Annotated in this window: 18 protein-coding genes, 3 tRNA genes and 1 pseudogene; 17 read left to right on the top strand and 5 right to left on the bottom strand. The window is 38.4% G+C overall.

What is annotated here, in order from left to right; genetic code table 11:
* The first annotated feature begins 30 nt into the window (after window positions 1-30).
* From O1Q80_RS04345 to O1Q80_RS04375, 7 genes and pseudogenes are all read left to right on the top strand, one after another.
* Window positions 31-1,290 (top strand): HlyC/CorC family transporter, encoded by a 1,260-nt coding sequence (locus O1Q80_RS04345; protein ID WP_386695904.1) that lies wholly within the window; start codon window positions 31-33, stop codon window positions 1,288-1,290.
* Between the two features lie 193 nt (window positions 1,291-1,483).
* Window positions 1,484-3,250 (top strand): annotated as a pseudogene (locus O1Q80_RS04350) (ShlB/FhaC/HecB family hemolysin secretion/activation protein).
* A gap of 2 nt (window positions 3,251-3,252) precedes the next feature.
* Window positions 3,253-3,759, top strand: coding sequence for a toxin-activating lysine-acyltransferase (locus O1Q80_RS04355; RefSeq protein WP_386695905.1), 507 nt, complete (start codon window positions 3,253-3,255; stop codon window positions 3,757-3,759).
* Between the two features lie 47 nt (window positions 3,760-3,806).
* Window positions 3,807-12,287, top strand: a complete 8,481-nt coding sequence (locus O1Q80_RS04360) for a hemagglutinin repeat-containing protein (protein ID WP_386695907.1) — start codon at window positions 3,807-3,809, stop codon at window positions 12,285-12,287.
* Complete coding sequence (locus tag O1Q80_RS04365; protein WP_386695909.1) at window positions 12,271-12,468, top strand: hypothetical protein; 198 nt, start codon at window positions 12,271-12,273, stop codon at window positions 12,466-12,468. Before O1Q80_RS04360 ends, O1Q80_RS04365 begins: the two co-directional genes overlap by 17 nt.
* Window positions 12,469-12,736: 268 nt before the next feature.
* Complete coding sequence (locus O1Q80_RS04370; protein ID WP_386689706.1) at window positions 12,737-12,949, top strand: hypothetical protein; 213 nt, start codon at window positions 12,737-12,739, stop codon at window positions 12,947-12,949.
* Window positions 12,950-13,011: 62 nt separating this feature from the next.
* Window positions 13,012-13,155: a hypothetical protein gene (locus tag O1Q80_RS04375; protein WP_386695911.1), complete on the top strand. Its 144-nt coding sequence runs from the start codon at window positions 13,012-13,014 to the stop codon at window positions 13,153-13,155.
* A gap of 96 nt (window positions 13,156-13,251) precedes the next feature.
* Here O1Q80_RS04375 and O1Q80_RS04380 read toward each other — a convergent pair.
* The 3 genes from O1Q80_RS04380 to O1Q80_RS04390 all read right to left on the bottom strand — a co-directional run bounded on the left by O1Q80_RS04380 (window position 13,252) and on the right by O1Q80_RS04390 (window position 13,592).
* A tRNA-Cys gene (locus O1Q80_RS04380) sits at window positions 13,252-13,325 on the bottom strand.
* A gap of 73 nt (window positions 13,326-13,398) precedes the next feature.
* Window positions 13,399-13,485, bottom strand: a tRNA-Leu gene (locus tag O1Q80_RS04385).
* Window positions 13,486-13,516: 31 nt separating this feature from the next.
* Window positions 13,517-13,592 (bottom strand) — tRNA-Gly (locus O1Q80_RS04390).
* A gap of 267 nt (window positions 13,593-13,859) precedes the next feature.
* Between O1Q80_RS04390 and O1Q80_RS04395 the strand changes: the two genes are divergently transcribed.
* Together O1Q80_RS04395 and trxA are read left to right on the top strand one after the other, a co-directional pair.
* Window positions 13,860-14,972, top strand: a complete 1,113-nt coding sequence (locus O1Q80_RS04395) for a methionine biosynthesis PLP-dependent protein (protein WP_386695913.1) — start codon at window positions 13,860-13,862, stop codon at window positions 14,970-14,972.
* 153 nt (window positions 14,973-15,125) lie between these two features.
* Window positions 15,126-15,449, top strand: a complete 324-nt coding sequence (trxA, locus tag O1Q80_RS04400) for a thioredoxin TrxA (RefSeq protein ID WP_386689721.1) — start codon at window positions 15,126-15,128, stop codon at window positions 15,447-15,449.
* Window positions 15,450-15,501: 52 nt separating this feature from the next.
* Here trxA and O1Q80_RS04405 read toward each other — a convergent pair whose 3' ends face one another.
* Together O1Q80_RS04405 and rluC are read right to left on the bottom strand one after the other, a co-directional pair.
* Window positions 15,502-16,023, bottom strand: a complete 522-nt coding sequence (locus tag O1Q80_RS04405) for a hypothetical protein (RefSeq protein ID WP_386695915.1) — start codon at window positions 16,021-16,023, stop codon at window positions 15,502-15,504.
* Window positions 16,020-16,988 (bottom strand): 23S rRNA pseudouridine(955/2504/2580) synthase RluC, encoded by a 969-nt coding sequence (rluC, locus tag O1Q80_RS04410; protein WP_386695917.1) that lies wholly within the window; start codon window positions 16,986-16,988, stop codon window positions 16,020-16,022. Before rluC ends, O1Q80_RS04405 begins: the two co-directional genes overlap by 4 nt.
* A 411-nt stretch (window positions 16,989-17,399) precedes the next feature.
* Between rluC and rne the strand changes: the two genes are divergently transcribed.
* The 8 genes from rne to O1Q80_RS04450 all read left to right on the top strand — a co-directional run bounded on the left by rne (window position 17,400) and on the right by O1Q80_RS04450 (window position 25,172).
* The gene (gene rne / locus O1Q80_RS04415; RefSeq protein ID WP_386695918.1) at window positions 17,400-20,264 is read left to right on the top strand and encodes a ribonuclease E; all 2,865 of its coding nucleotides are present in this window, start codon (window positions 17,400-17,402) and stop codon (window positions 20,262-20,264) included.
* A gap of 65 nt (window positions 20,265-20,329) precedes the next feature.
* Window positions 20,330-21,676 carry an exodeoxyribonuclease VII large subunit gene (gene xseA, locus O1Q80_RS04420; RefSeq protein WP_386695920.1) on the top strand — a complete coding sequence of 449 codons (1,347 nt, stop codon included), beginning with the start codon at window positions 20,330-20,332 and terminating at the stop codon, window positions 21,674-21,676.
* 86 nt (window positions 21,677-21,762) lie between these two features.
* On the top strand, window positions 21,763-22,560 hold the full coding sequence (locus O1Q80_RS04425; protein WP_386695922.1) for an ATP-binding cassette domain-containing protein: 798 nt from the start codon (window positions 21,763-21,765) through the stop codon (window positions 22,558-22,560).
* Window positions 22,557-23,336 (top strand): lipid asymmetry maintenance ABC transporter permease subunit MlaE, encoded by a 780-nt coding sequence (gene mlaE / locus O1Q80_RS04430; protein WP_386695924.1) that lies wholly within the window; start codon window positions 22,557-22,559, stop codon window positions 23,334-23,336. Before O1Q80_RS04425 ends, mlaE begins: the two co-directional genes overlap by 4 nt.
* A gap of 31 nt (window positions 23,337-23,367) precedes the next feature.
* Complete coding sequence (gene mlaD, locus O1Q80_RS04435; RefSeq protein ID WP_386695925.1) at window positions 23,368-23,874, top strand: outer membrane lipid asymmetry maintenance protein MlaD; 507 nt, start codon at window positions 23,368-23,370, stop codon at window positions 23,872-23,874.
* 35 nt (window positions 23,875-23,909) lie between these two features.
* Window positions 23,910-24,539 carry a phospholipid-binding protein MlaC gene (gene mlaC / locus O1Q80_RS04440; protein ID WP_386695927.1) on the top strand — a complete coding sequence of 210 codons (630 nt, stop codon included), beginning with the start codon at window positions 23,910-23,912 and terminating at the stop codon, window positions 24,537-24,539.
* A gap of 8 nt (window positions 24,540-24,547) precedes the next feature.
* The gene (locus O1Q80_RS04445) at window positions 24,548-24,889 is read left to right on the top strand and encodes a lipid asymmetry maintenance protein MlaB (protein ID WP_386695929.1); all 342 of its coding nucleotides are present in this window, start codon (window positions 24,548-24,550) and stop codon (window positions 24,887-24,889) included.
* 25 nt (window positions 24,890-24,914) lie between these two features.
* Window positions 24,915-25,172, top strand: coding sequence for a BolA family protein (locus O1Q80_RS04450; RefSeq protein WP_386695931.1), 258 nt, complete (start codon window positions 24,915-24,917; stop codon window positions 25,170-25,172).
* Window positions 25,173-25,176: the final 4 nt, after the last annotated feature.

Genomic DNA, 25,176 nt, shown 5'->3' on the forward strand with positions numbered 1-25,176 from the left:
TTAATATTGAACGAACACAAGGAACAACTTTTGGACAGTATTCCCCTTAGTACCTTATTTATTATTCTTATCATTCTGTTAATTATTTCTGCCTATTTTTCAGGTTCAGAAACAGGTCTATTGTCTGCCAACCGTTACCGTATGCGTTACCTTGCTGAAAAAGGGCATAAGGGAGCAAAAAAAGCAGAACGTTTATTAAAAAAAACCGATAAATTACTGAGTTTTATTTTAATCTGTAATAATCTGGTGAATATTTCTGCTTCGGCAATCGCAACCATTATTGGTATGCGTCTATATGGTGATGCAGGCGTAGCCATTGCGACAGGCTTATTGACCTTTGTGATGTTAGTCTTTTCTGAAATTTATCCAAAAACCGTTGCTGCACTTTATCCAGAAAAAGTGGCATTTTTGTCTAGCCACTTGATTTCGCCGTTAATGAAACTTTTTATGCCACTGGTTTTTTTGATGAATTTGATTATTAAATGCTTAATCAAAATCACTGGCTTAAAAACCGAAATTAGAGCGAATCATCTTAATGCAGAAGAATTACGTTCTATTGTAAATGAAAGCGGCAAATTTATTCCCTCTGCTCACCAAGAAATGTTGTTGTCAATTTTGGATTTGGCGGAAGTTTCTGTCGAAGATATTATGGTGCCACGTAATGATATTGCTGGGATTAATATTGATGACGATTGGAAGTCGATTATGCGTCAGTTAAACCACGCAGCACACAGCCGAGTGGTATTATATAAAGACAATATGGATGAAAATGTGCTAGGCATTTTACGAGTGCGAGAAGCCTATCGTTTGATGCTAGACAAAAATGAGTTTAGTAAAGAAACCTTAATTCGAGCCGCCGATGAGATTTATTTTATTCCCGAAGGCACCGCATTAACCGCACAATTACTCAATTTCCGTAATAATAAAGAACGTATTGGATTAGTCGTAGATGAATATGGCGACATCAAAGGATTAGTCACCTTAGAAGATATTTTAGAAGAAATAGTCGGAGAATTTACCACCTCAACGGCGCCATCTATTGAGGAAGAAGTGACGACTCAGTCAGATGGTTCGATTTTAATTGAAGGCTCAACTAATATTCGTGATTTAAATAAACTGTTTGATTGGAATTTAGATACCGAAGAAGCTCGCACCTTTAATGGTCTAATTTTAGAGCATTTAGAAGATATTCCCGATGAGGGAGCAGAATTTGAATTAAATGGCTTGAAAGTCACTGTGTTAGAAGTAGCGGATAATATGGTTAAACAAGCGAGAGTGGTGAAATTATAGTGAGAATTCATTATTCTTTTTTGACATCCTTCCCATCCTAAAGAACAGTATTTTAAGGTACTATTAGATAAGTTGTAATATTTACTCCATAACCCATCATATTTTTTGAACAAAAACTTCACTTTTGTGGAGATCTTGAATAAAATATTACCCATTAAAAAATAGGGATTTTTTATTTATTAGGGTTAGGTTTATGAAAGTTTTTGTGGGTGTTATTTTGTTATTATGTGGTGTCTATGCGTTGGCAGTTGAACCACTCAATTTAAATCAAATAAATGTGCAATCCGATGCAGCATTGCAGCAAAGACAAGAGGAATAAAATAGAGCTTTGCAACGGCAACAAGTTGCAGATCCTAATGTTCGACTAGACAATCAATCTGAGCCATCCTTGAACTTTCCTGAAAAAGAATCCCCTTGTTATCAAATTAACCATATTATTCTCACTGATTTTTCTCCCGATATTTCCGATTTCTCAGAGATCTCACCAGCTTCAATTCCTAACAGTCAATTTTATTGGGTTCTGAATACGATTTATGCTGAACGTGATTTTTCACTACCACACTGCTTAGGTGGCGAAGGAATTAACATTTTACTCAAACGTATTCAAAATCGTTTGATCGAACAAGGGTATATAACAACCCGTGTTGTTGTTCAGCCACAAAACTTACAAAATGGCATACTTATTATTACAGCTATTCCTGGGAAAATTGGTCAAATTCAATTACAAGATGAAAGCAGCTTTTCTTATGCGACTGCAGCAACCTTGTGGTTTGCGATGCCGACAAGTGATGGCGAAATTCTGAATTTGCGACATCTTGAACAAGGTTTGGAAAATTTAAAGCGAAATGAGAGTGCTGATGCCAATATGCAATTAGTAACTGCTCAAGATGAAATAGGGGTAAGTGATGTCATTATTCGCTATCAACAGAATTTTCCTGTTCATTTGACATTAGGGCTAGATGACTCAGGATCTAAAGTAACGGGACGTTTACAGGGGACTGCTACATTATCTTGGGATAATATGTTTTCATTAAATGATTTATTTTATTCCAGTTTTACTAAAAGTATTAAGCGTCATAGTGATAATGTTGATGGGACTCATGGCAGTAAGAATATCAGTTTATATTATTCTGTACCTTGGAAGAATTGGTTACTCACATTATCTGGATACCATTATAACTATCATCAATCTATTGCTGGAGCATTTGAAAATTATCAGTATTCAGGAAAAAGTACGCAATTACGTATGAATTTAAGCTATTTACTTTATCGTAATAGCAGCCGAAAGATCTATATTTCATTTTGTGGATGGGCTAGAAAATCATTTAATTACATCAATGATGTTGAAGTTGAAGTACAACGTCGTCGTATGGCAGGTTGGGATGTTGGCTTAAAACATATTGAATACTTGGGTAATGCGACATTACAACTTTCAGCAAACTATAAACGTGGTACGGGTGCATATAAAGCATTGGCAGCACCAGAAGAAGATTTTAATGAAGGTACATCAAGACCACAAATAATTACCGCCTCTATTGATTTTAGTTACCCGTTCAAAATTGGTGAACAACCTTGGCGATTCAATACCTCTTGGAATGCACAATGGAATCAGACCCCCTTGATTCAACAAGACAAATTCAGTATTGGAGGACGTTACACTGTTCGTGGTTTTGATGGCGAATTATCTCTTTCTGGTGAACGTGGTTGGTTATGGCGTAATGAACTGGCATGGAATGCTTTCAATAAAGGACAAGAACTTTATTTAGGGATTGATAAAGGAAATGTTTATAGCCGATTCAATGATTTACTAGGTCATTCTCTCATCGGTGGGGCAATCGGATTACGGGGCAAAATATGGGGATTGGATTATGATTATTTTGTCGGTGTACCAATAGATAAGCCAACAGGGTTTAAAGCAAGCCATGTTGTGACAGGATTTAACTTAAATTATCGTTTTTAATTATGAAAATTGACACTTTTGATGTTATTGCACCCAGTATTTTTACTACTGAATCTATAGATGAATCTCAATTATTTGGTGCCTTTGCAACAATTTGGCTGTGTTCTGAATATCACAGCAAAGCACCATTATATCGATTCGCAGAGCGTATTTTACCCGTGCTAAGAAATAAACAGTTTGCGTTGTTTATAAAAGATAATGCTCCTGTTGCCTATTTTTCTTGGGCGAAATTTACTAAAGAAGCAGAAGAGGCTTATTTGCGTAATGATGATGTATTACTTGAATCAACTAATTGGTGTTCAGGGGATAACTTATGGATTATTGACTGGTTTGCACCGAGTAATTTAACCAGAGAGATTAAGCCACTTATTGAGCAATATCTTTTTCCTAATGAAATTTGGACCGCACTTTATCATAAAAGTCCAGTCAATCACGTGCAAAAACGCTACTTTAAAGGTTGTGCGGTTAGTCGAGAACAGTTTAGGGATTTCATCAGAAATCATAATTGACTTAAATTTAAAGCTATTTTATTGGATTAAAATGGAGAAGAAAGAATATGAATAAACATTGTTATCGTATTATTTTCAGCAAAACATTGAATTGTTTGGTTGTTGTATCTGAGTTAGCAAAAACAGCAGGTAAAGCAGTTGCAGGATTTGCCAATAAATTATTATCAATCTGGTGGCAAAGAACACCTGATTTTAGCCTAAATATCGTAGCATTCACTTGTTTTATTGGACTTGGTTTGATTTATGTGCCACAAACCATGGCTCAACCAGCGGAAATTCATGCAGATCGATCCGCTCCCTCTAGCCAACAACCAACAGTTTTACGCACGGAAAATAATACTCCACAAGTGAATATTCAAACCCCAAGTGCAGGAGGGGTATCACGTAATGTTTATTCTCAGTTTGATGTGAGTGAAAAAGGTGCCATATTAAACAATGCTCGGAAATCAACAAGTTCGCAGTTAGCAGGTTGGGTGCAGGCAAATCCTAACTTAATTCAAGGTGAAGCTAAAATTATTTTAAATGAAGTCAATGCGAAAGATCCGAGCCAATTAAAAGGTTATGTCGAAGTGGCAGGGAAAAAAGCTGATGTCATTATTGCCAATCCGAGTGGTTTGCATTGCGATGGTTGTGGGGTGATCAATGCAGGTAGAACCACATTAACTACGGGACAGGTTGAATTAGAAAATGGCAATGTAAAAGGTTTCAATGTAAGAGGTGGTAAGGTAGAAGTGGCAGGCAAAGGCATGGATACTTCACGTGCCGATTATACTGATATTATAGCAGGGCATGCCAAAATTGATGCTGGGATCTGGGCAAAAGAGCTGAAAGTGACGGCGGGTAAAAATAAAGTTGATCGCAGCAACAGTAAAGTGGTTTATGTTGGTAATAACAAGGGAACAGACACGTCTTCAACAGAAAATTCAGATAATCAAAAGATTGCCTATGCGGTAGATGTGACAGAATTGGGGGGCATGTATGCGAACCAAATTTATTTAGTCGCAACGGAACAAGGTGTCGGTGTCAATAATGCAGGGAAAATTGGTGCGTCAGCAGGTAATGTTCAGATTGATAGTCAGGGTAAAATCACCAATAACGGATATTTAGGAGCTCAACAAGATATCACTGTATCTTCTCAAAATGATATTGCCAACAAAGGGACAATTTATACGCAACAAGGTGATGTAAAACTAAATGGGAAAAATGTTGTACAGCAAGGTGAAATGATAGCTAAGGGGGCAGCACAGCAAAAAGGTCATGTTAAAATCACCGCCAAACAGGCTATCCAACAAAATGGTGGTACCTTGGCAGAGAACCATATTGAGTATCAAGCAAAGAATATTGCCATAACCAATAATGCGACCGTTGTAGCTGGGTTGAAATTTACCGAAAATACACTGGATAAAAGTGATACAGGTGGGAATACCCATCTCCATGCGGAAGAAAGTGCGGTGATTAATGGACAAGTTTTATCTTCTAACCGCACGGAGATTAAAGCAGCAAATATCAATCTTGCTCATAGCCGACTTCATTCTAATCATTTATTGGCAACCGCAAGTCATGGTGGCATTATTGCTTCTAATAGTAATATTTATACTGCACAGTCAGCCGTCTTTAATACACCAACAGTCTTGAATACCTCCAATGCACAGCTTAATGCTAACCATATTGGGATAAATGCTAATCAGGTAGATAATACGCAAGGCACTTGGATTAATCGAGATGGACAGGATCTCAATCTAAACTTTAAGCTCGGTTTAACCAATGCTCACGGACAAATCGTAACCAATGGACGCTTATTGTTTAATGGTAAACAAATTGATAACCAAGCAGGGTTGATGAGTGCAAACACTTATCAAATCACAACACCTATCTTTGATAATACTCACGGTAAGTTAATTCAGCAAGGCGTGAATCCGTTTACTTTGAGTGTAAATGGTGAATTAATCAATGATAGTGGTGTGATTGGTTATTCATTACAAAACCAGAACACAACAAATAATCCTGCAGAAAATGCTACGCATGTACAAAATGTATCGACAAATGTTGGGGTAAATACTTCAACCTCAGACCAGCCAAGTCACTCAATGCCTAATGGCGTTGATACAGTCAGCCAAACAACTAATATTGCAAGTACGCTTGAAGTCACCGAGAAACTTAATAATGAGGCAGGTACTATCTTATCGGGTAGCCAAACAACACTACAAGGTGAGGGCAAACTTTCGAATGATTCAGGCACTTTAAATTTAGCTGAATTTTCTTGGAAAAGTGATAAAAGCGTCAATAACCATTTAGGGTTAATGAGTTCAATTAACACATTGACACTCTATACCCCTGAATTAAATAACACTCAAGGTCAAATCCAAGCACAACATGATCTATTGGTAGATGCCACTACTCTTAATAATAGTGAAAATGGATTGCTGTATAGCAACACTGATTTAAATTTAAACGCCAAAGAGTTAGATAATCGTCAAGGAACTGTTCAAGCCTTAGGCAATGTTACCCTTAACCAGTTGGCAATGGTGAATAACAGTGCTGAAGCTAATAAATCGGGTTCGTTAATTCAAGCAGGAAAACAACTGAAGATTGAAGCATTAAAGATTGATAATCAAAATACTAAAAGCACAGAAGCTATTCCTGTACAAGGTCTTTTGGGGCAAACAGTCGCATTATCCTCTGATACATTAAATAATCAACAGGGTGGTATTTATGTATCTCAAGCCTTATCGGCGAGCGTCAAGAATCTTGTGAATAACCAAAAAGGTGAAATCTTATCAGGTGGTACATTAAATACAGTTGGTTCGGCATTAGCGATCCAAAATCGTGAGGGTGTAATTGCGTCTATCGGTAAATTAATGATTGATGCTAACCGCATTTCAGATATGGGTAAAATACAAACAAAAAATGATGCTGATATTGCGTTAAAACAAGATTTAACCTTTCATGGTGGGATTGAAGTCGAGGGTAATTTGAAACTCAAAACAGATAATCTCACCAATGACGCTACATTATTAGTGGGTAAAGGATTACACATTCAAACAGGTCGCTTAATTAATAATGAAAATGCAACTCTAGGTTCCAATACCACACTGCTTGATGCGAATTCATTAACCAATTACGGATTAATTGACGGTACTCAAACTCGCTTAAACACGCACACACTGGATAATATCGGCACGGGTCGAATTTATGGCGATCAACTGTCGATTCAGGCAGGTAAACTTAATAATATTGAACAAAATGGTAAATCGGCAACGATTGCGGCACGTCATCGTCTTGATTTAGGTGTCGGCACGCTTACCAATAGCAATGATAGTTCGCTCATCAGTTTAGGCGAACTTCATATTGGTGGTACGTTAGATTCCCAAGGTTATGCCACAGGCAAAGCGACTGCCATCTATAATCAGAATGGATTAATTGAAGCACGAGATCATATTTATATTAATAGTGGGCTGGTCAGTAATACACATAATTATTTCCATACGGCATTTAAACTGGTTTCTCAACAGGATGTAACGGAATATCAAGGCAGTGGCGATCCGACTATCTATCAAGAAGGAACGGATGGGCTTTATGTATTTAATAATGAATCAGATCATTTACGCGTGCCAACAGGGGCGTATTATGACTCTTGGTGTAAATACCGTTATCTAAAAAGTGTTCAGCGTACGGAAGTATTGCCCGCAGAGTATGAACCAGGACGTATTTATAGTGGCAAAGATATTACTGTCAGAGGAGATAGAGTTGAAAATATAAACAGCCGCATGATAGCAGGAGGAAAATTAGATATACCAGCCAATATCCTAAACAATCAAGCAGAAACGGGGGTTGAAATTATCACGAAAGCAGGTTGTGCTGCAGGCTCACGCAATGAAGTCTGCCGAAACCTGTCTGCCGAACTAAGAGGTTACAGCGATGATGCACCAAGACGTAAAAATAGTGCTTATGGTTTACACAGTTACTGGCGTCATCACGAAAAAGGACGAGATAGCACAGGACACCGCCGTCAAGATTATACGCCGGCCCAAGAAATTAAAGAGGGTATTCCGTTAGAAGTAGCAGCGTATAAAGAATACAGTTTACCGAGTTTCAGTAACACAGCCATTTCAGCTATCAATGTGCCTCCATCGGTTGATGTACAGGTTAAAAGTGCGGTGCAAAATGGGGTCAACCATCAAAATAACGGCTCAGTGGTTAAAGATAATGCGGTGATCAGAACACAAGAGCAGTCCATTAGTTTGCCACATAGCAGTCTATTTATTATTAATCCACAATCTACCGCAGGTTATCTGGTAGAAACTGACCCAGCCTTTACTCAATATCGTAACTGGCTCAGTTCCAACTATATGATGAAAGCCTTGAACTTAAATTCAGACGTGATGCACAAACGTATCGGAGATGGTTTCTACGAACAACGCTTAGTGCAAGAACAAATTGCTGAATTAACAGGACGTGTCTATTTATCGGATTATTCCAGTCAAGAAGAACAGTATAAAGCCTTAATGACTAACGGGATTACCGCCGCTACCCAATTCCAACTCACCCCAGGGGTGGCTTTAACTAGCGAGCAGATTTCCCGTTTAACCAGTGATATGGTGTGGCTAGTAAATAAAACCATCACCTTAGCGGATGGAAGCACCACCACGGTATTATATCCTCAAGTTTATGCCGTAGTGCAAAAAGGCGATATAAATGGTTATGGAGCATTGCTGTCTGGCGATAGCACAACGCTGGAATCCTCTCACATAAACAATAGTGGCACGATTGCAGGTAAAAATTTACTGGCTATTTCTGCCGATAATATCACCAACCGTTTTGGTAAAATGACAGGGGGCAATACCCTAGTATCCGCAGAGCAATATTTGATTAACACAGGTGGCACTATTGAAGCCAGTCAAATATTGAACGTGAACGCTGGTCGTGATATTGTACTGAACACCACCACGCATACCGCCCAAACTGCTAACAGTGAAACTGTTCGCCTTGGTACACAAGGAGGATTTTATTTAACGGGTAAAGACGGCAGACAAATGTGGATAAATGCAGGACGGGATATAAACTTAACGGCAGGTGATATTGCCAATAACGCCCAAAATGCCTTAACCGCAATTCAAGCAGGACGAGATATTTTATTAAATACTGCCCAACAATCAGACCGTTATGAAAATATCCATGATGCAGAAAATTATCTCAAAACTGCTAATCGGCAAAATATTGGCAGCACAATAACAAGTCAAAGCCAGAAAAATACGCTGTTGCAAGCAGGACGTAATATTGAAGCAAAAGCAGCCACGGTGACAGCAAAAGGCGATGTACAACTTAAAGCAGGTCAGCATATCAACATCTCAACGGGAGAAGAATATCACTTGGTGGATTCTGCTTTTAAAGATACTAGCCGAGGTTTATTCAGTAAAAGCAGCACCAAAACCAGAGATGTCAGCGAACAAACTCTTGCTAGGGGAAGCCAAATAGATGGCGGTAATGTGAGTGTTGTTGTGCAACAAGGCAATGTAAATGTTGTGGGTAGTGATGTGGTGGCTGAAAATGCACTGAGTGTATTGGCGAAGAATATCAATATCACCGAAGCGGTCAACCAGATTTACAGCGAAAACTTTAAGCAGGTGAAAAAAAGTGGGTTATTGAGTAGTGGCGGAATAGGATTTACGATTGGCTCGCGTAAAGAAACGACAGCAAATGACCAAACACAGTTTTCTGCTCGTCAAAGTCAAGTAGGGAGTTTAAAGGGTAATACCACGTTGCTTGCGGATGAAAGTTATCATCAATCAGGTTCAGTGGTTACGTCCAAAGATGGTGATGTGTTGATTGTGGCAAAAAATGCTAATATCACCGCAGCACGTAGTCATTACGATAGCCACTATAAATACACCATGGAGAAAGGTGGTTTCACTATTGCGTTTAATGCCCCAGCCTTGACGGCGTTGCAGGGCGTGATGTCAACCATTAATGCCAGCAAAAACCTAGGTGAAAGCAAGAATAACCGTATTAATGCGTTAGCTGTTGCCAATGTGGGTTTTGATGTGGCACGCAGTGCAGAGCAATTAAAAGGCTTATCAAATGCTTTACAAGCAGACCCTAAACAAGCCCTTACACAAGATGTGAGTGTTTCAATTACGTACGGTAAACAAAAAAACACCGAAACCCAATATACGCAAGGCAATAAAGTGGAAAAAAGCCAAGTGAATGCAGGAGGTGAAGTCAATATTGTTACCACAGGCACAGAGAAAAACGATGATTTAACCATAGTAGGCTCAGATATCAGTGGTAATCAAGGTACACACCTCAAAAGCAATGGTAATATCAATATTCTCGCTGCCGATGAAAATCATCTTGAACGTAGCCAAAACAAATCTAGCGGTTGGAATGCAGGCATTGCAGTGAGTTACGGACAAAGTGGATTTTCTTTTGGTATCACGGCAGGGGGGAATCTTGCCAAAGGCTATGGTAATGGAGATAGCAAGGCTTGGGTAAATAGTTACATTGGAAATCAACATAGCAGAACGACAATCGACAGCCAAAAAGACACCAATATTAAAAGCTCACAAATTGTGGGTAAACAAATTACCGTGAATGCAGAAAACCTAAATATTGAAAGTTTACAAGATACGGCGACGTATAAAGGTAAACAAGAAAGTATCAGTGGACAAGTGACGGTAGGTTATGGCGTATCAGCGAGTGCTAGTTATAGTAAATCAAAGATTAATTCGGATTATGCCAGTGTGAATCAGCAGGCTGGGATTTTTGCTGGGGATGATGGATTTAAGGTGAATGTAGCCAACCATACGAACTTAACTGGTGCCTTAATCACTTCCACTGAAAGTGCGGAGGAAAATAGCAGAAATTCTTTTACAACGGGAACGTTGAGCTATTCAGATATTGAAAATCATGCGGATTATAAGGGATCGAGTTTTGGACTTAGTGGCAGTGTAACCCGAAATGGCGGATGGACAGGAAAAGACAAAAACGGCGTAACAAAAGCAATTGGATTTGGATTGGATAGCGATAGTCAAAACAGTGTGACTAAATCAGGCATTGGCACTGCCAATATACAAATTAAAAACTCACAAGAGCAAGAAAAATTAACAGGTAAATCCGTTGATGAAATGATTTTAGGTATTAAAACTGATGTGACAACAAATAATGCCGAACAACATTCAGGTAAACTTGAACAAAATTTTGATGCTAAAAAAGTACAAGATGAACTGAATTTACAACAAAAAGTGACGCAGGAATTTGATAGTAATCGTCAATATATGAAAGAGAAACTCCTTTCTCAAGCCGATGAATTATTTGCTGAAGCTCGCCAAGAACGGAAGAAAAACGGGGGTGAAGATAATGATAAATCAAGAGAGTTGGAAGAAAAAGCCCATAAAATATCCCAAACAACCAGTTATCTTGATACGGCATTAGGGGCATTCTGGGGATTAACGCTAAGTGTTGATGCTGCAATTGGTCAAGTTGTGGCTCAGCACGCCGATTATGCACAAAATGCGGCAACACATACGACCGCAGGAACGGTGTATAAACTGGATTGTTCGGGGGCTGCAGCACAACATTATTGTCGAGGGATGGATGACGACACTCGAAAAGTTGAGTGGGAAGGAAAAGCACGAGAAATTTATGATATGAATGAGATTAAAAATGACAATGGTAAGAATGTGGTGGTGTCCAACCCTGGTATTTACAACACCAAATATGAAGCGTTCAGAAATGCTGTGAAGCAAAATCCAAAAGCAGCCAATGGTGGCAACCTTTATGTTGTGTTAAATAATCCAAGCTATGGCGTTGTGCCATTATTGTCGGAGGGGGTATTCTACGCTGGTTATGATAAACTCAATGAAATTATTGGGGCAAAATTACCATTGACTAATGCAGAAAAAACCAATGTTGTACTGAATGAACATGGTGCCATAAACAACGTTAAACTAGAAAAAAGCAATCACAGCCGAGGTACATTAACGGAAAGTGTGTCACTTCAATATACCAATGATCACTTTAAAGATGAAATTGGCAAGCCGATCGCTATACCGCTAGAAAAAGTACGCTTTGTTGGCGGAGCAGCCAATGCGGAACGTTATTATGGGGTGTTGGAAAATAATAACTACACAAACAAGAATGGCGTATTTACAACCTTTGGACAAGCAACGCACGAACTCGATTTTGTGGGTGTACCTATTGGAGAAAATTCAGCAACAGGTGGGGCTTGTAAGGGGTTGTGTTATTCGCATAGTGGGTATTATGGTCAAGTGCCAAATGAGTTTTTACAGAATCAATATGGAAATGATCTATTGGATAAAAATGGAAATGGTATTAAAAATCTAGAATATGGAAAATATACTAAGCTATGGGGAGAACCAAGAAAAGATCAAAATGGAACTTCAATTAATGATTCAGCACCGAAAATTCTAGTTAGGGATCAAGACGGCAATTTTCACCTAATAAATAGCACTTCAGGTAATGGAATCTTTGAATATGGTGGTAAAAAATACTATGAAAATGTTTATTAATCAAGGTATTATTTTTATGATTATAAGTGGGGTAATATCTTCTTGTACCCCCAAAATGGAAAGAGATTTATGGAATGGAGTGTATTCTGAAAGAGCATTAGTAAAAGAGTACGAACAAGAAGAGAAAGCATATTATGATAAGGAAAATTCTGAGCAAAAAGAGTTGAGAAAAAAAATATAGTGATTTGTAGAGAAATTGCAAGAAAAAAATATCCAAATGAAACTATTTTTGAAGGAGAAAATAGCTTTAATCGTGGATATTTATATAGAGAATGTATGAAGAAAAAAGGTTCACCTTTGTATTCTGTGCAGTAAATGTTCCATTTAATTAGGAGTGTTAATTAATAATTCTGCACCAAAGATCCTTATTAGGGATCAAGACGACAATTTCCACCTAATAAACGGCTCGTTAGGTAATGGAACCTTTGAATATGGAGGGGAAAAATACTATGAAAATGTTTATTAAAATAATACCTTTAGTGATTGCTGTATTTGGAATAACATCTTGTACGCCCAAAATGATGGAGGATTTTTGGAATGGACATTATTCATCAAAGAAAAGGGCTGAAGAGTATGATAGAAAGGAAAAGGCATACTATGATAAAGAAACCCCTGAGGAAAAAGAGTTGAGAAAAAAAATCAAACAATTTGCGATGAATTAATTAATAAAAAATATCCCAACCCTAGAACTATTAAGAATGGTATCTATAAAAGGCAATCTCCATTGGGGGCGGCCAGTGCCGAAGCAGGCGGTGGCAATATAGTGGCAGGTGCGGTCGCTGGTGGCACAGGAGAAATCCTCAACACCCAAGTGGCAGATTACCTTGCCACCCAAACCGCCCTCAGCCTAGGGTGGGAGTATGGTTAAAATTTGAGGTGTTTTAAAACAAGCTGCATTTGACCGCACTTTGACAGTACAATGCACCCCGAAAAAACAATTTTTGATTTAATAAATTTTAAATACTGGAGGCGTGTCCCGGAGTCGAACCGAGCTACATGGATTTGCAATCCAGTGCATAACCGCTTTGCTAACACGCCTTGATTGAAATGATTTTCAGATATAAAAAAACACCTTGCGGTGCCATTTTATAATTTATCCTGTAGTTGCAAATGGTGCCCGAGGCCAGACTTGAACTGGCACGCCCCGAAAGGCGAGGGATTTTAAATCCCTTGCGTCTACCGATTCCGCCACTCGGGCTAAACGCATTTCCTAACTACTTAGGTTTAATTGGAGCGGGAAACGAGGCTCGAACTCGCGACCCCGACCTTGGCAAGGTCGTGCTCTACCAACTGAGCTATTCCCGCTTTGCTTTCAGCTTATTGCTGTCAACGAGGGTGCATTTTACGGAAATCTGTTTTGTTGTCAATAGGAATTTTTAAATAATCTTGAAAAAAGGATTGTTTGCCGAAAAAAAATACAAGACTGTTAAAAATAAACCGTCTTTATATTAAAAAAACATCAATTTATTGATGGAATAAAATAGAAAAATATACTTTAATCACACCGCACTTTATGTCAGAATGTCAGGCATATTTTTAATATTAGATTTAACACAAGTTTTAGGTGATCGAATGACAAAAGAATATGCTTTAGATACAATTTTAGCCCAAGCAGGTAATCGCACTGACCCTCGTACTGGTGCGGTTTCCACACCGATTTTTCTTTCAACCGCTTATGGGCATCATGGTATTGGTGAAAGTACAGGTTTTGATTATACTCGAACTAAAAATCCAACACGTGCAGTTTTAGAAGAAACCATGGCAAAATTAGACGGTGGTGATCGTGCATTTGCTTTTGCATCTGGTATGGCAGCGATTCAAGTATTAATGATGTTATTCAAAGCACCTGATGAATGGATTGTTTCCAGTGATGTGTATGGTGGGACTTATCGTTTACTTGATTTTTGCTATAAAAATACTCATGGTGTTAAACCCGTATATGTAAATACCGCTGAAGTGAATGCGATCGAATCCGCTATTACGCCAAATACTAAAGCGATTTTTGTGGAAACGCCATCTAATCCTTTAATGGAAGAATGCGATGTATTAGCTATTTCTAAGCTAGCCAAAAAACATAATCTATTGTTAATTGTAGATAATACGTTCTTAACCCCAATGCTATATCGTCCAATGGAAGATGGGGCAGATGTGACGATTTATAGTGGTACTAAATATATTGCTGGGCATAATGATGTATTAGCTGGTTTAATCGTGGCGAAAGGGCAAGAGCTGGGTGAGCGTCTATTTTATATCCAAAATGGTGCGGGTGCAGTACTTTCACCGTTTGATTCTTGGTTGACTATTCGTGGTTTGAAAACTCTCTCATTACGTATGCAACGTCATCAGCAAAATGCCCAAGAAATCGCAGAATTTTTACGTCAACAACCACAAATTACTGATGTCTTGTATTCTAACAAGGGGGGTATGTTGTCTTTCCGTTTACAAGATGAGAACTGGGTAAATCCATTCTTAAAAGCTCTGAAATTAATTACTTTCGCAGAAAGTTTAGGCGGTACGGAAAGTTTTATTACTTATCCAGCTACTCAAACCCACATGGATATTCCAGAAGCAGAGCGTATTGCCCGTGGTGTATGTAATCGTTTATTACGTTTTTCTGTAGGTTTGGAAGATGTTGAAGATATTAAACAAGATTTATCTCAAGCATTAACAAATTGTAGTAAGTAAGATTTTACAAATTGAAATGATTGATTAAATAAAGGATTATAATTTCATAATTGTGTTATGATATTTTTAATTTCAAGGTAAGTTACCTTGATATCATCTATCTCCTTTAATATGACAAAGGAAAATTAATATAATTAAAAGAGGAAATAAAAAATGGCAGATGTATTACATGTTACCGATGCTTCATTTGAGGCAGATGTTTTAAATTCAGACGTACCTGTATTATTAGATTTTTGGGCTCCTTGGTGTGGTCCTTGTCGTATGGTTAGTCCTATCCTAGAAGAATTAGCCAAAGAATATGGCGATAAAGTTAAAATCGTAAAAATGAATATTGATGATAACCAAGGTACACCAGCTCAATTTGGTGTACGTGGTATTCCGACATTATTATTATTCAAAGAAGGTAAAGTAGTTGCCACTCAAGTTGGTGTTGTGCCAAAAACACAATTAGCGGCATTTGTTAATAAAGCTTTATAATTGTATAAATTGCATTTAGCGAAAGTCCCAACATTAGTTGGGATTTTTTTTGTTATTTTTTTACACATAATCCAGGGTGGCGTTGCTGGTTCTTCCAGACATGGTTGATTAACATACGCTTATCTTTAAAATCTAAGATTTCAAAATCTGTGCTGTCACCATTATTCATATCTTTGGTTAATTGTTGGAAGAATTGTTGTTCACGTTCTTTTAATTGTGGTTCAGTAGATAATCTTTTTTCCGTTTCTTTGGAATGAATACGTCCAAAAGTATAATTTGTACCAGTTTCTGATAAGGTATTACCTTGTAATGTCCAGTGTCCAGTGTGATTACTTTCATACGTAAACGTTTTTTGTACTGAAAGCAGACCGAACCCCACCGTTGAACCATTAGCTTGAAAATCTAACGTATCCAAAGATTCAATGCCTAAATCATCGTATAAAATTTTGCAATTCCATTCTCCAACAATATCTGAGTTAGAAACTATTGGATTTTTAACCTCGGTTGTTGATGTCGCTGTTGCTAGGGGGGCTGCTAGTATGAATAAACAGCCAAGTATTTTATTCATTTTCATTGTTGTTCTCGCAATTTTTGTAAAACTTTTTTCATTTTTTCGTCTAGTGGTGCGTTTAAGCGTAAGGTTTCACCTGTTTTAGGATGTTCAAAACGAATACTAAACGCATGTAAAAATAAACGATCTAAACCAAGTGCGGTCATTTCTTGATCAAATTTTTGATCACCGTATTTATCATCAAGGGCAATCGGGTGTCCAGCATACAAGGTGTGTACCCGAATTTGATGGGTTCTTCCTGTAATCGGTGATGCCTTGACTAGGGTCGCATTGTTATATCGTTCTTCAATACTAAAATGCGTTTCACTTGGTTTACCTTGTTCACTGACTTTAACAATGCGTTCACCACTAGCGAGTTCATTCTTTAATAAAGGGGCTTGGATCGTTTTAACATGCGATTGCCATTGTCCACGCACTAGTGCCAAGTATTCTTTTTGTACAATTTTGTTACGTAATTGTTCGTGTAAACCACGTAAGGTGGAGCGTTTTTTTGCGACTAACAAAATGCCTGATGTATCACGGTCAATACGATGGACTAATTCTAAAAAACGTGCATCAGGACGTAAAGCTCGTAACCCTTCAATAACCCCAAAACTTAAACCACTACCGCCGTGTACTGCGATGCCAGAGGGTTTATTGATGACTAACAGACAATCATCTTCAAAAATAATTTGGCTTTCTAATTGAGCCACTTTATTCAACTTGGTGGAAATGGGGGATTGTTCTTTCTCGGATATACGAACTGGGGGTACTCGAACCACATCTCCAGCTTGTAATTTATATTCAGGTTTAATTCGCCCTTTATTGACTCGCACTTCGCCTTTGCGAACAATGCGATAAATTAGGCTTTTGGGTACCCCTTTGAGTTTATTCAATAAATAATTGTCAATCCGCTGCCCCGATTCATCTTCTGAAATTTCCAGCATCTTGACCGAAGCGTTAATAATGTTGTTGGTTTGGTTTGTCATAAAATTGTTTTTTAAGAAAAATTAGGAGAATTCTAGCATAATTAACAAATAATTAAAATTACTGAAATACCTTGCTAAAAAGCTGTATTGCGTCCATAATAATACAGATTTTGCCTAGGCAAAATTAACTAAGTTTTGTTAAATTTTAGATTAATGCAGTTTAGACATAAGACATTAATTTTTAACGAAATGTGTGATTAAATTACCGCTTTATCGCGTACCGAGTAAAGATACATATTTAGGTACAACTTATCGATAGCTCAATCAATGCACCCAGTCTTTGACGGTCGAGATGAACGACAGGGACGAAAAACACGAGGTCGATTGTAGTTAATTTGCTTAATTTTATGCAAAAGTGCGGTCTTTTTTAATTGAATTATTTTAAAAAATAAAAATGAGAAAATTTTTACAATGAAAAGAATGCTAATTAATGCAACTCAAAAAGAGGAGTTGCGTGTTGCGTTAGTCGATGGACAACGCCTATTTGATTTGGATATTGAAAGTCCAGGTCACGAACAAAAAAAAGCGAATATTTACAAAGGGAAAATTACTCGAGTAGAACCGAGTCTTGAAGCCGCATTTGTGGATTATGGTGTGGATCGTCACGGTTTTTTACCGTTGAAAGAAATTGCCCGTGAATATTTTCCTGCAGGTTATAGCTATAACGGTCGCCCGAATATCAAGGATGTGATTAAAGAAGGGCAAGAAGTGATCGTGCAAGTGAACAAAGAAGAACGTGGTAATAAAGGTGCTGCGTTAACGACATTTGTTTCATTAGCTGGAAGTTACCTTGTTATTATGCCTAATAACCCAAGAGCAGGAGGTATTTCTCGCCGTATTGAGGGTGATGAACGTCTTGAATTAAAAGATGCGTTAAGTTCTTTAGAAGTGCCTGATGGCGTAGGTTTAATCGTGCGTACCGCAGGGGTAGGTAAATCATCTGAAGAATTACAATGGGACTTAAAAGTCTTATTGCACCATTGGGAAGCGATTAAACAAGTTTCACAAAGTCGTCCTGCACCATTTTTGATTCATCAAGAAAGTGATGTGATCGTGCGTGCGATCCGTGATTATTTACGCCGTGATATTGGTGAAATTTTAGTAGATAGCCCGAAAATTTACGAAAAAGCGAAAGCACATATTAAATTAGTACGTCCTGATTTTTTAAACCGAATTAAATTATATCAAGGCGAAGTCCCGTTATTTAGCCATTATCAAATTGAATCGCAAATTGAATCAGCATTCCAACGTGAAGTGCGTTTACCATCTGGTGGTTCGATTGTGATTGATGTGACAGAAGCATTAACCGCTATCGACATCAACTCTGCTCGTTCAACACGTGGTGGGGATATTGAAGAAACTGCATTAAACACCAATCTTGAAGCAGCAGATGAAATTGCTCGTCAATTACGTTTACGTGACTTAGGTGGTTTAATCGTGATTGACTTCATTGATATGACCCCGATTCGTCACCAACGTGAAGTAGAAAATCGTATGCGTGATGCGGTACGTCAAGATCGTGCCAGAATCCAAATTAGCCGCATTTCGCGTTTTGGCTTGTTGGAAATGTCACGTCAGCGTTTAAGCCCATCATTAGGGGAATCATCACATCATATTTGCCCTCGTTGTCAAGGCACTGGCAAAGTACGTGATAATGAAAGTCTATCGCTTTCTATTTTGCGTTTAATTGAAGAAGAAGCGTTAAAAGAAAATTCTAAACAAGTACAATGTATTGTGCCAGTAGAAATTGCTTCGTACTTATTAAATGAAAAACGTCAAGCTATTCAAAGTATTGAGAAACGTCATAATGTGGATGTGGTCGTGGCACCAAATCAAGCCATGGAAACACCGCACTTTAAAGTGGTACGTTCTCGTGATGGCGAAGATGCGAATGTATTAAGCTACAATCTCGCTAAATTATATGAAGAAAAAGAAGATGTTTATCTGCCTGCTGAAACTACATCAACGGCAAATAATACGGATAATTCTACCACAGAAAATATCGTAGAAATGGCTGCTTTATCGATGACTATTTCTGAGGCTGCACCTGTTGTAGAAACCAAAGTAGAAGAGAAACCATCATTCTTTACTCGTCTTTTGACTGGATTGAAAGGTTTATTTGTGAGTGAACCTAAACCAGAAGAAAAGCCAGTTAATAATCGTAATCGTCAAAATCGTAATGATCGTCGTAATAATCGTAAAACTCGTAATGATCGCAACGAACGTACTACGCCAGCAAAATCCAGCGAAGAAAACCAAACGGAAAAAACGGCTACACCACGTCCTGAACGTAATGTGCGTCGCAATAACCGTAAGGCACAAGTAGAAGAAACTAATACGCTTGAAAAACAAGCTGAGGTGGTAACGCCAGAGGTAACGGAAGAAAAAAAACCTGTACGTCAACGTCGAGAACGCCGTGATATGAGTAAACGCGTACGTGTTGGCAATGAAATAGCTGAAGCCACAGATGATATGGCTATTGCTCCGTTAATGGAACCATCAGATATGCAAAATGTACCTGAAAGTGCGGTGCAATCTGAGGCAGTTTCTGATAGAGTTGATATCGCAACAGATGATATGGCAATACAAAATGAACGTCGTGAACGTAACAATAATCGCCGTTTACCACGTCACTTACGTGTGAATAATCAACGTCGCCGCCGTCAAGATAATAATCTATCGCCAGTGCCATTATTTGCCGCCGTGGCATCACCAGAGTTAGCCAGTGGTAAAGTTTGCATCGACTATAGTGCGGTGCAAAAAGCCAAAGAAAGTAGTTTCTTATCTGTTGATGAATTGTTGCAACAGCAAGATCAACCAGAAGTTAAAGGTGATGTTGTACCAGCAACGCCGTTAGTGGTAAATGAAGAAACTGTAATAGCTCAACCGTTGGGGTTTGTTACGCAACCTGCAAATGAATCTGTGGAGAAGAAAGTTCAGCAATCTTTGCAACGTTTAAACGAAGAACAACGTATTTTGGAACAACAAGCGGAACAGCAAATTGAGCAAGCTGTGGTACAACAGACACAGCCCGTTCAAATTGTAGAGAAAGTAGATCGTAACTATAGCTTTAATGGACAACTTGGGACTGTTTCTGCCGTGCAACATATTAAAGCAGCGATGACTTTAGCTAAATCTAGTACGGAATTAAATCCAGCCTATGAGATCGTACAATGGAAAGACAGTCGTTATTATTTCCATGGTAAGGGAATGGCTGGACATCATAGTGCGGTGAGTCATGTGTTTAGTGAACCGACTAGAGCAAAAGCGGAATAACGATTGATAAAATGAAAATCCGATGGCGTTCATCGGATTTTTTATACGGATAAAAAAGACAAAAAATGCAACAAGATGTTTACTCCGTCAGCCAATTAAATAGTGCAGTACGAAATACCTTAGAGGGGCAATTCGGGGCAGTTTGGTTGACAGGTGAAATTTCTAATTTTACTCAACCTGTTTCAGGGCATTGGTATCTGACCCTAAAAGATGAAAATGCTCAGGTGCGTTGTGCTATGTGGCGAATGAAAACGCAACGGGTGAATTTTCGTCCCCAAAATGGTATGCAAGTGTTGGTGCGTGCTGGGGTGAGTCTATATGAACCACGAGGGGATTACCAACTTATTTTAGAAAGTATGCACCCTGCTGGAGATGGTTTATTGCAACAGCAATTTGAGCAACTTAAAATGAAGTTAGCCGCCGAAGGTTTATTTGCTCAAAATCTCAAGAAAAATTTACCGCACTTTTGTAAAACAGTTGGCGTGGTAACTTCTGCGACTGGGGCGGCATTACAGGATATTTTGCAGATTTTAAAACGACGTGATCCTAGTTTGAAGATTGTTATTTATCCAACTCAAGTGCAGGGTAGAGAAGCGACCGCAGAAATTGTGCAAATGATTGAATTAGCTAATCAACGGCAAGAAGTCGATGTATTAATTGTTGGTCGTGGTGGCGGTTCATTAGAAGATCTTTGGTGTTTTAATGAAGAAGCAGTAGCAAGAGCGATTTTTCATTGTACTTTGCCTGTGATTAGTGCGGTGGGGCATGAAACAGATGTGACTATAGCCGATTTTGTGGCTGATATCCGAGCTTCAACACCTTCCGCAGCAGCAGAATTGGTGAGTCGTGATCAACAGCAATTATTGCAACAATTAAATTATAAGCGACAACGCTTAGATATGGCATTGGATCGTATTTTTGAGCAGAAACAGCAACAGTTACAACGCCTGTTAATGCGATTACAAAGTCAGCATCCACAAGCACAACTTGCTTGGCAACAACAAAAAACGGGACAGTTAATGCAACGATTAGAACATGCAATACAACGCATCATGGAAAAAAATCGTTATAATTACACCGCACTTTGTCAACGATTAGATAATAATCCGTTGCCGTATCGTTTGCAAAAACAACAACAGCATATTCAACAGTTGAAAGTGCGGTTAGATTTTGCGTTAAAAAATAAAGTCGCCAACAAACAGCACTATTTGGCTCATCTATGTGCCAAAATGGATAGCCTGAGTCCGTTAAAAGTGCTAGCTCGTGGTTATGCTATTGCAGAGAATGAGCAGGGTAAGGCAATCACTTCGGTACGACAAGTGGCACAAGGGCAAATAATACAGACTATCGTGGCTGATGGTACGATTGTTAGCCAAGTAAAAGCGATGACGGCAAATGTAAAAAGCCAATAGAGTTGAACTAATATAAAAATTAACAGTCGAAATACGAACTGATTTTAGTAATATAACAGCATGAAACAAACTAAATGGAAAATACAATGAGTGAGAAAGCACTAATTGAAGTGAAGAATCTCACGTTTAAACGAGGTGAGCGAACCATTTACCACAATCTCAATTTGCGGGTTGCCAAAGGTAAAATTACCGCCATTATGGGACCATCGGGAATAGGTAAAACTACCTTATTAAAATTAATTGGTGGGCAGCTTAACCCAGAACAAGGAGAGATTTTATTTGACGGTGAAGATATTTGCAAAATGTCAAATAGTCAACTTTATAAGGCTCGTCAACGGATGGGCATGCTGTTTCAATCGGGGGCATTGTTTACCGATATGTCAACCTTTGATAACGTGGCGTATCCGATTCGAGAGCATACTCGTTTACCAGAAGAATTAATTCGTAAAATTGTACTGATGAAACTGGAATCTGTGGGGTTGCGTGGTGCAGCGGATTTAATGCCATCTGAATTATCGGGTGGTATGGCACGCCGTGCAGCATTAGCCCGTACGATTGCTTTGGATCCTGAACTAATTATGTATGATGAACCCTTTACGGGACAAGATCCAATTAGTATGGGCGTGATTATTAGTTTAATTAAACGCCTAAATGAAGCATTAAATCTGACCTCTATTGTGGTTTCACATGATGTTCAAGAAGTGTTAAGTATTGCGGATTATGCCTATATTATTGCAGATAAACGAGTAATTGCTGAGGGGACACCTGATATTTTATTAAAGAGTACAGATCCACAAGTGGTGCAATTTATTCAAGGGCAAGAAGATGGACCCGTACATTTCCACTTCCCCGACAATGACAGTGTGGAGGATTTATTTAAATGATAGTGAAATTAATCTCTGCATTGGGTGCAAGCGTGATTAGCTCATTACGAGCGTTAGGGCGTTCGGGCTTTATGTTGTGGGGGGCATTAGTTGGCAAACCGCAATTTCGTAAACATACCCCATTATTAATCAAACAGTTACATGTTTTAGGCGTGCAATCTTTATTAATTATTTTGCTGTCAGGCTTTTTTATCGGTATGGTGCTTGGGTTGCAAGGTTATGTGGTGTTAGTAGATTTTGCAGCGGAAGCGAACGTAGGTCAGTTAGTGGCATTATCTTTACTGCGTGAACTTGGTCCTGTGGTAACCGCATTATTATTTGCTGGTCGTGCTGGCTCCGCATTAACTGCTGAAATAGGTTTGATGAAAGCCACTGAACAGCTTTCCAGTCTTGAAATGATGGCAGTAGATCCCTTACGTCGTGTCATTGTACCACGTTTTTGGGGCGGTGTGATTTCAATGCCGATTTTGGCGGTATTATTCACCGCAGTTGGGGTGATTGGTGGTGCTTTAGTCGGTGTGGACTGGAAAGGTATTGATGACGGTAGCTTTTGGTCAGTGATGCAAAATGCAGTGACTACACAAGACTTGGTCTATGGGTTTATCAAAAGCGTAGTCTTTGCTTTTGCAGTGGTTTGGATAGCCTTATTTAATGGCTATGATTGTGTACCAACATCAGAGGGTATTAGCCAATCAACCACCAGAACCGTGGTGAATGCTTCCTTATTGGTATTGGGTTTAGATTTTGTTTTAACTGCAATGATGTTCGGCGGTTAAGGTTATATTTGTTTTTTATTAGGTAGTAATTATGCGACAAACAATTAAATATGAATTCTGGGTAGGTTTATTTTTATTACTCGGTATTGCAGCCTTAGTGTTTATGGGGCTAAAAGTAGCAAATGTGCAAGGCTTTGGTGAACAAAAAGCCTACAATATTACCGCAACTTTTGATAACATTGGCGGTCTTAAAGTTCGGGCTCCATTAAAAGTTGGTGGCGTGGTGATTGGACGAGTAACGGACATTTCACTTGATGAACAAACTTATTTACCGCAAGTGACGATTGCAGTAAATGAAGAATATAATCAGATTCCTGATAATAGTTCGCTCTCAATTAAAACCTCAGGCTTATTAGGAGAACAATATATTTCTTTAAGTGTGGGATTTGATGATGGCGAAACACCTATGTTAAAAGAAGGAAGTAAGGTTGCTGATACTAAATCAGCGATGGTATTAGAAGATCTTATTGGTCAGTTTTTATATGGCGATAAGGATAAAAAAGAAGAATCAACGGTTGACACACCTGCGGTTCAATAATTTAGTTTAGGAAAGCAAATCCATTAGGAGTTTTTATGAAAATGCAATTTAAACAATGGTTATCAAAAATTGTGGTTATTTTCACCGCACTTTTTGCGGTTCAAGCAGTGATGGCTGCAGAAGGACCTTATGAACTGACGAAAAAAGCGGCAGATAAATTATTTGTTGATTTACAAGCAAAAAATGCAGAAATCAAAGCTAATCCGAATGTATTAAAATCTATTGTTCGCCAAGATTTAATGCCTTATGTGCATGTGAATTATGCGGGTTCTTTAGTGTTAGGTCAGTATTTTAAATCGACTACACCAGAGCAACGTGAAAAATTCTTTTCTGCATTCGATCAATTTATTGAACAGGCTTATGCTCAAGCCTTAACGTTATATACTGGACAAGAAGCTCAGGTGCAACCTGCACAATTAAATGGTGATAGCCAAGCAAGCGTAAAGGTAAAATTGATTCAAAGTCAACCTGTGAACTTAACTTTCCAATGGCGTAAAAATAGTAAATCTGGTCAATGGCAAGTTTACGATATGGCGGCAGAAGGTGTGAGTATGGTAGAAACCAAAAAGCAAGAATGGAGCAACATTTTACGTAAAGACGGTATTGATGCGTTGACTGCTCAAGTACTCAAAGCGGCAGCTGTGCCTGTCACCATTAAAAAATAATATTCAATATGCAAGCTGAAAAACTAACATGGTCGGCAGTGCAAAATAATGATAAAATAACTCTCCAATTAGTTGGGGAGTTATCTCGTGATACGTTGTTACCGTTATGGCAACAACGTTTAACTTTTTTATCAGAAAAGCAAATTGCCGACAAAGATATTCTATGGGATCTGGCACAAATTACGCGAATTGATAGTGCTGGATTTGCCTTATTATGTGATTTTATTGCACATTGTCGTCATATCCAACAACCAAATCATCGCATTGTGCTAGAAAATGTGCCATCACAATTATTAACCCTTGCAGATCTTTTTGGCTTAACGGATTGGTTAACCCCTTTTATTGTTTAAATTTAACTAAAATTTTGTGGAAATTATGGAACCGAAAAAAATTGAAGATATTTTGAAAAAAGCATTAAATCTTTCAGAAGTGTACGCTCAAGGCGAAAATGCACATTTTGGTGTGATTGTAATAGATGATGAAATTGCTCAATTATCTCGAGTAAAACAACAACAAACCATTTATGCTCCGCTAATGGAATATTTTACGACAGGTGAAATTCATGCGTTAACCATTAGAACCTATACGGTGGAAAAATGGAAACGTGATCGCCTATTAAACGTTATTAATTAAGGAA

It is taken from the genome of Lonepinella sp. MS14435 (genome assembly GCF_042485795.1).
GTDB lineage: Bacteria > Pseudomonadota > Gammaproteobacteria > Enterobacterales > Pasteurellaceae > Lonepinella.

Excerpts from the sequence above, each read along its gene's own strand:
- rluC (WP_386695917.1), bottom strand. The coding sequence starts at position 16,988 with ATGACAAACCAAACCAACAACATTATTAACGCTTCGGTCAAGATGCTG.
- O1Q80_RS04450 (WP_386695931.1), top strand. The coding sequence starts at position 24,915 with ATGGAACCGAAAAAAATTGAAGATATTTTGAAAAAAGCATTAAATCTT.
- trxA (WP_386689721.1), top strand. The coding sequence starts at position 15,126 with ATGGCAGATGTATTACATGTTACCGATGCTTCATTTGAGGCAGATGTT.
- mlaD (WP_386695925.1), top strand. The coding sequence starts at position 23,368 with ATGCGACAAACAATTAAATATGAATTCTGGGTAGGTTTATTTTTATTA.
- O1Q80_RS04360 (WP_386695907.1), top strand. The coding sequence starts at position 3,807 with ATGAATAAACATTGTTATCGTATTATTTTCAGCAAAACATTGAATTGT.
- mlaE (WP_386695924.1), top strand. The coding sequence starts at position 22,557 with ATGATAGTGAAATTAATCTCTGCATTGGGTGCAAGCGTGATTAGCTCA.
- O1Q80_RS04405 (WP_386695915.1), bottom strand. The coding sequence starts at position 16,023 with ATGAAAATGAATAAAATACTTGGCTGTTTATTCATACTAGCAGCCCCC.
- O1Q80_RS04370 (WP_386689706.1), top strand. The coding sequence starts at position 12,737 with ATGAAAATGTTTATTAAAATAATACCTTTAGTGATTGCTGTATTTGGA.
- O1Q80_RS04395 (WP_386695913.1), top strand. The coding sequence starts at position 13,860 with ATGACAAAAGAATATGCTTTAGATACAATTTTAGCCCAAGCAGGTAAT.
- rne (WP_386695918.1), top strand. The coding sequence starts at position 17,400 with ATGAAAAGAATGCTAATTAATGCAACTCAAAAAGAGGAGTTGCGTGTT.
- xseA (WP_386695920.1), top strand. The coding sequence starts at position 20,330 with ATGCAACAAGATGTTTACTCCGTCAGCCAATTAAATAGTGCAGTACGA.
- O1Q80_RS04445 (WP_386695929.1), top strand. The coding sequence starts at position 24,548 with ATGCAAGCTGAAAAACTAACATGGTCGGCAGTGCAAAATAATGATAAA.
- O1Q80_RS04365 (WP_386695909.1), top strand. The coding sequence starts at position 12,271 with ATGAAAATGTTTATTAATCAAGGTATTATTTTTATGATTATAAGTGGG.
- O1Q80_RS04425 (WP_386695922.1), top strand. The coding sequence starts at position 21,763 with ATGAGTGAGAAAGCACTAATTGAAGTGAAGAATCTCACGTTTAAACGA.
- O1Q80_RS04355 (WP_386695905.1), top strand. The coding sequence starts at position 3,253 with ATGAAAATTGACACTTTTGATGTTATTGCACCCAGTATTTTTACTACT.
- mlaC (WP_386695927.1), top strand. The coding sequence starts at position 23,910 with ATGAAAATGCAATTTAAACAATGGTTATCAAAAATTGTGGTTATTTTC.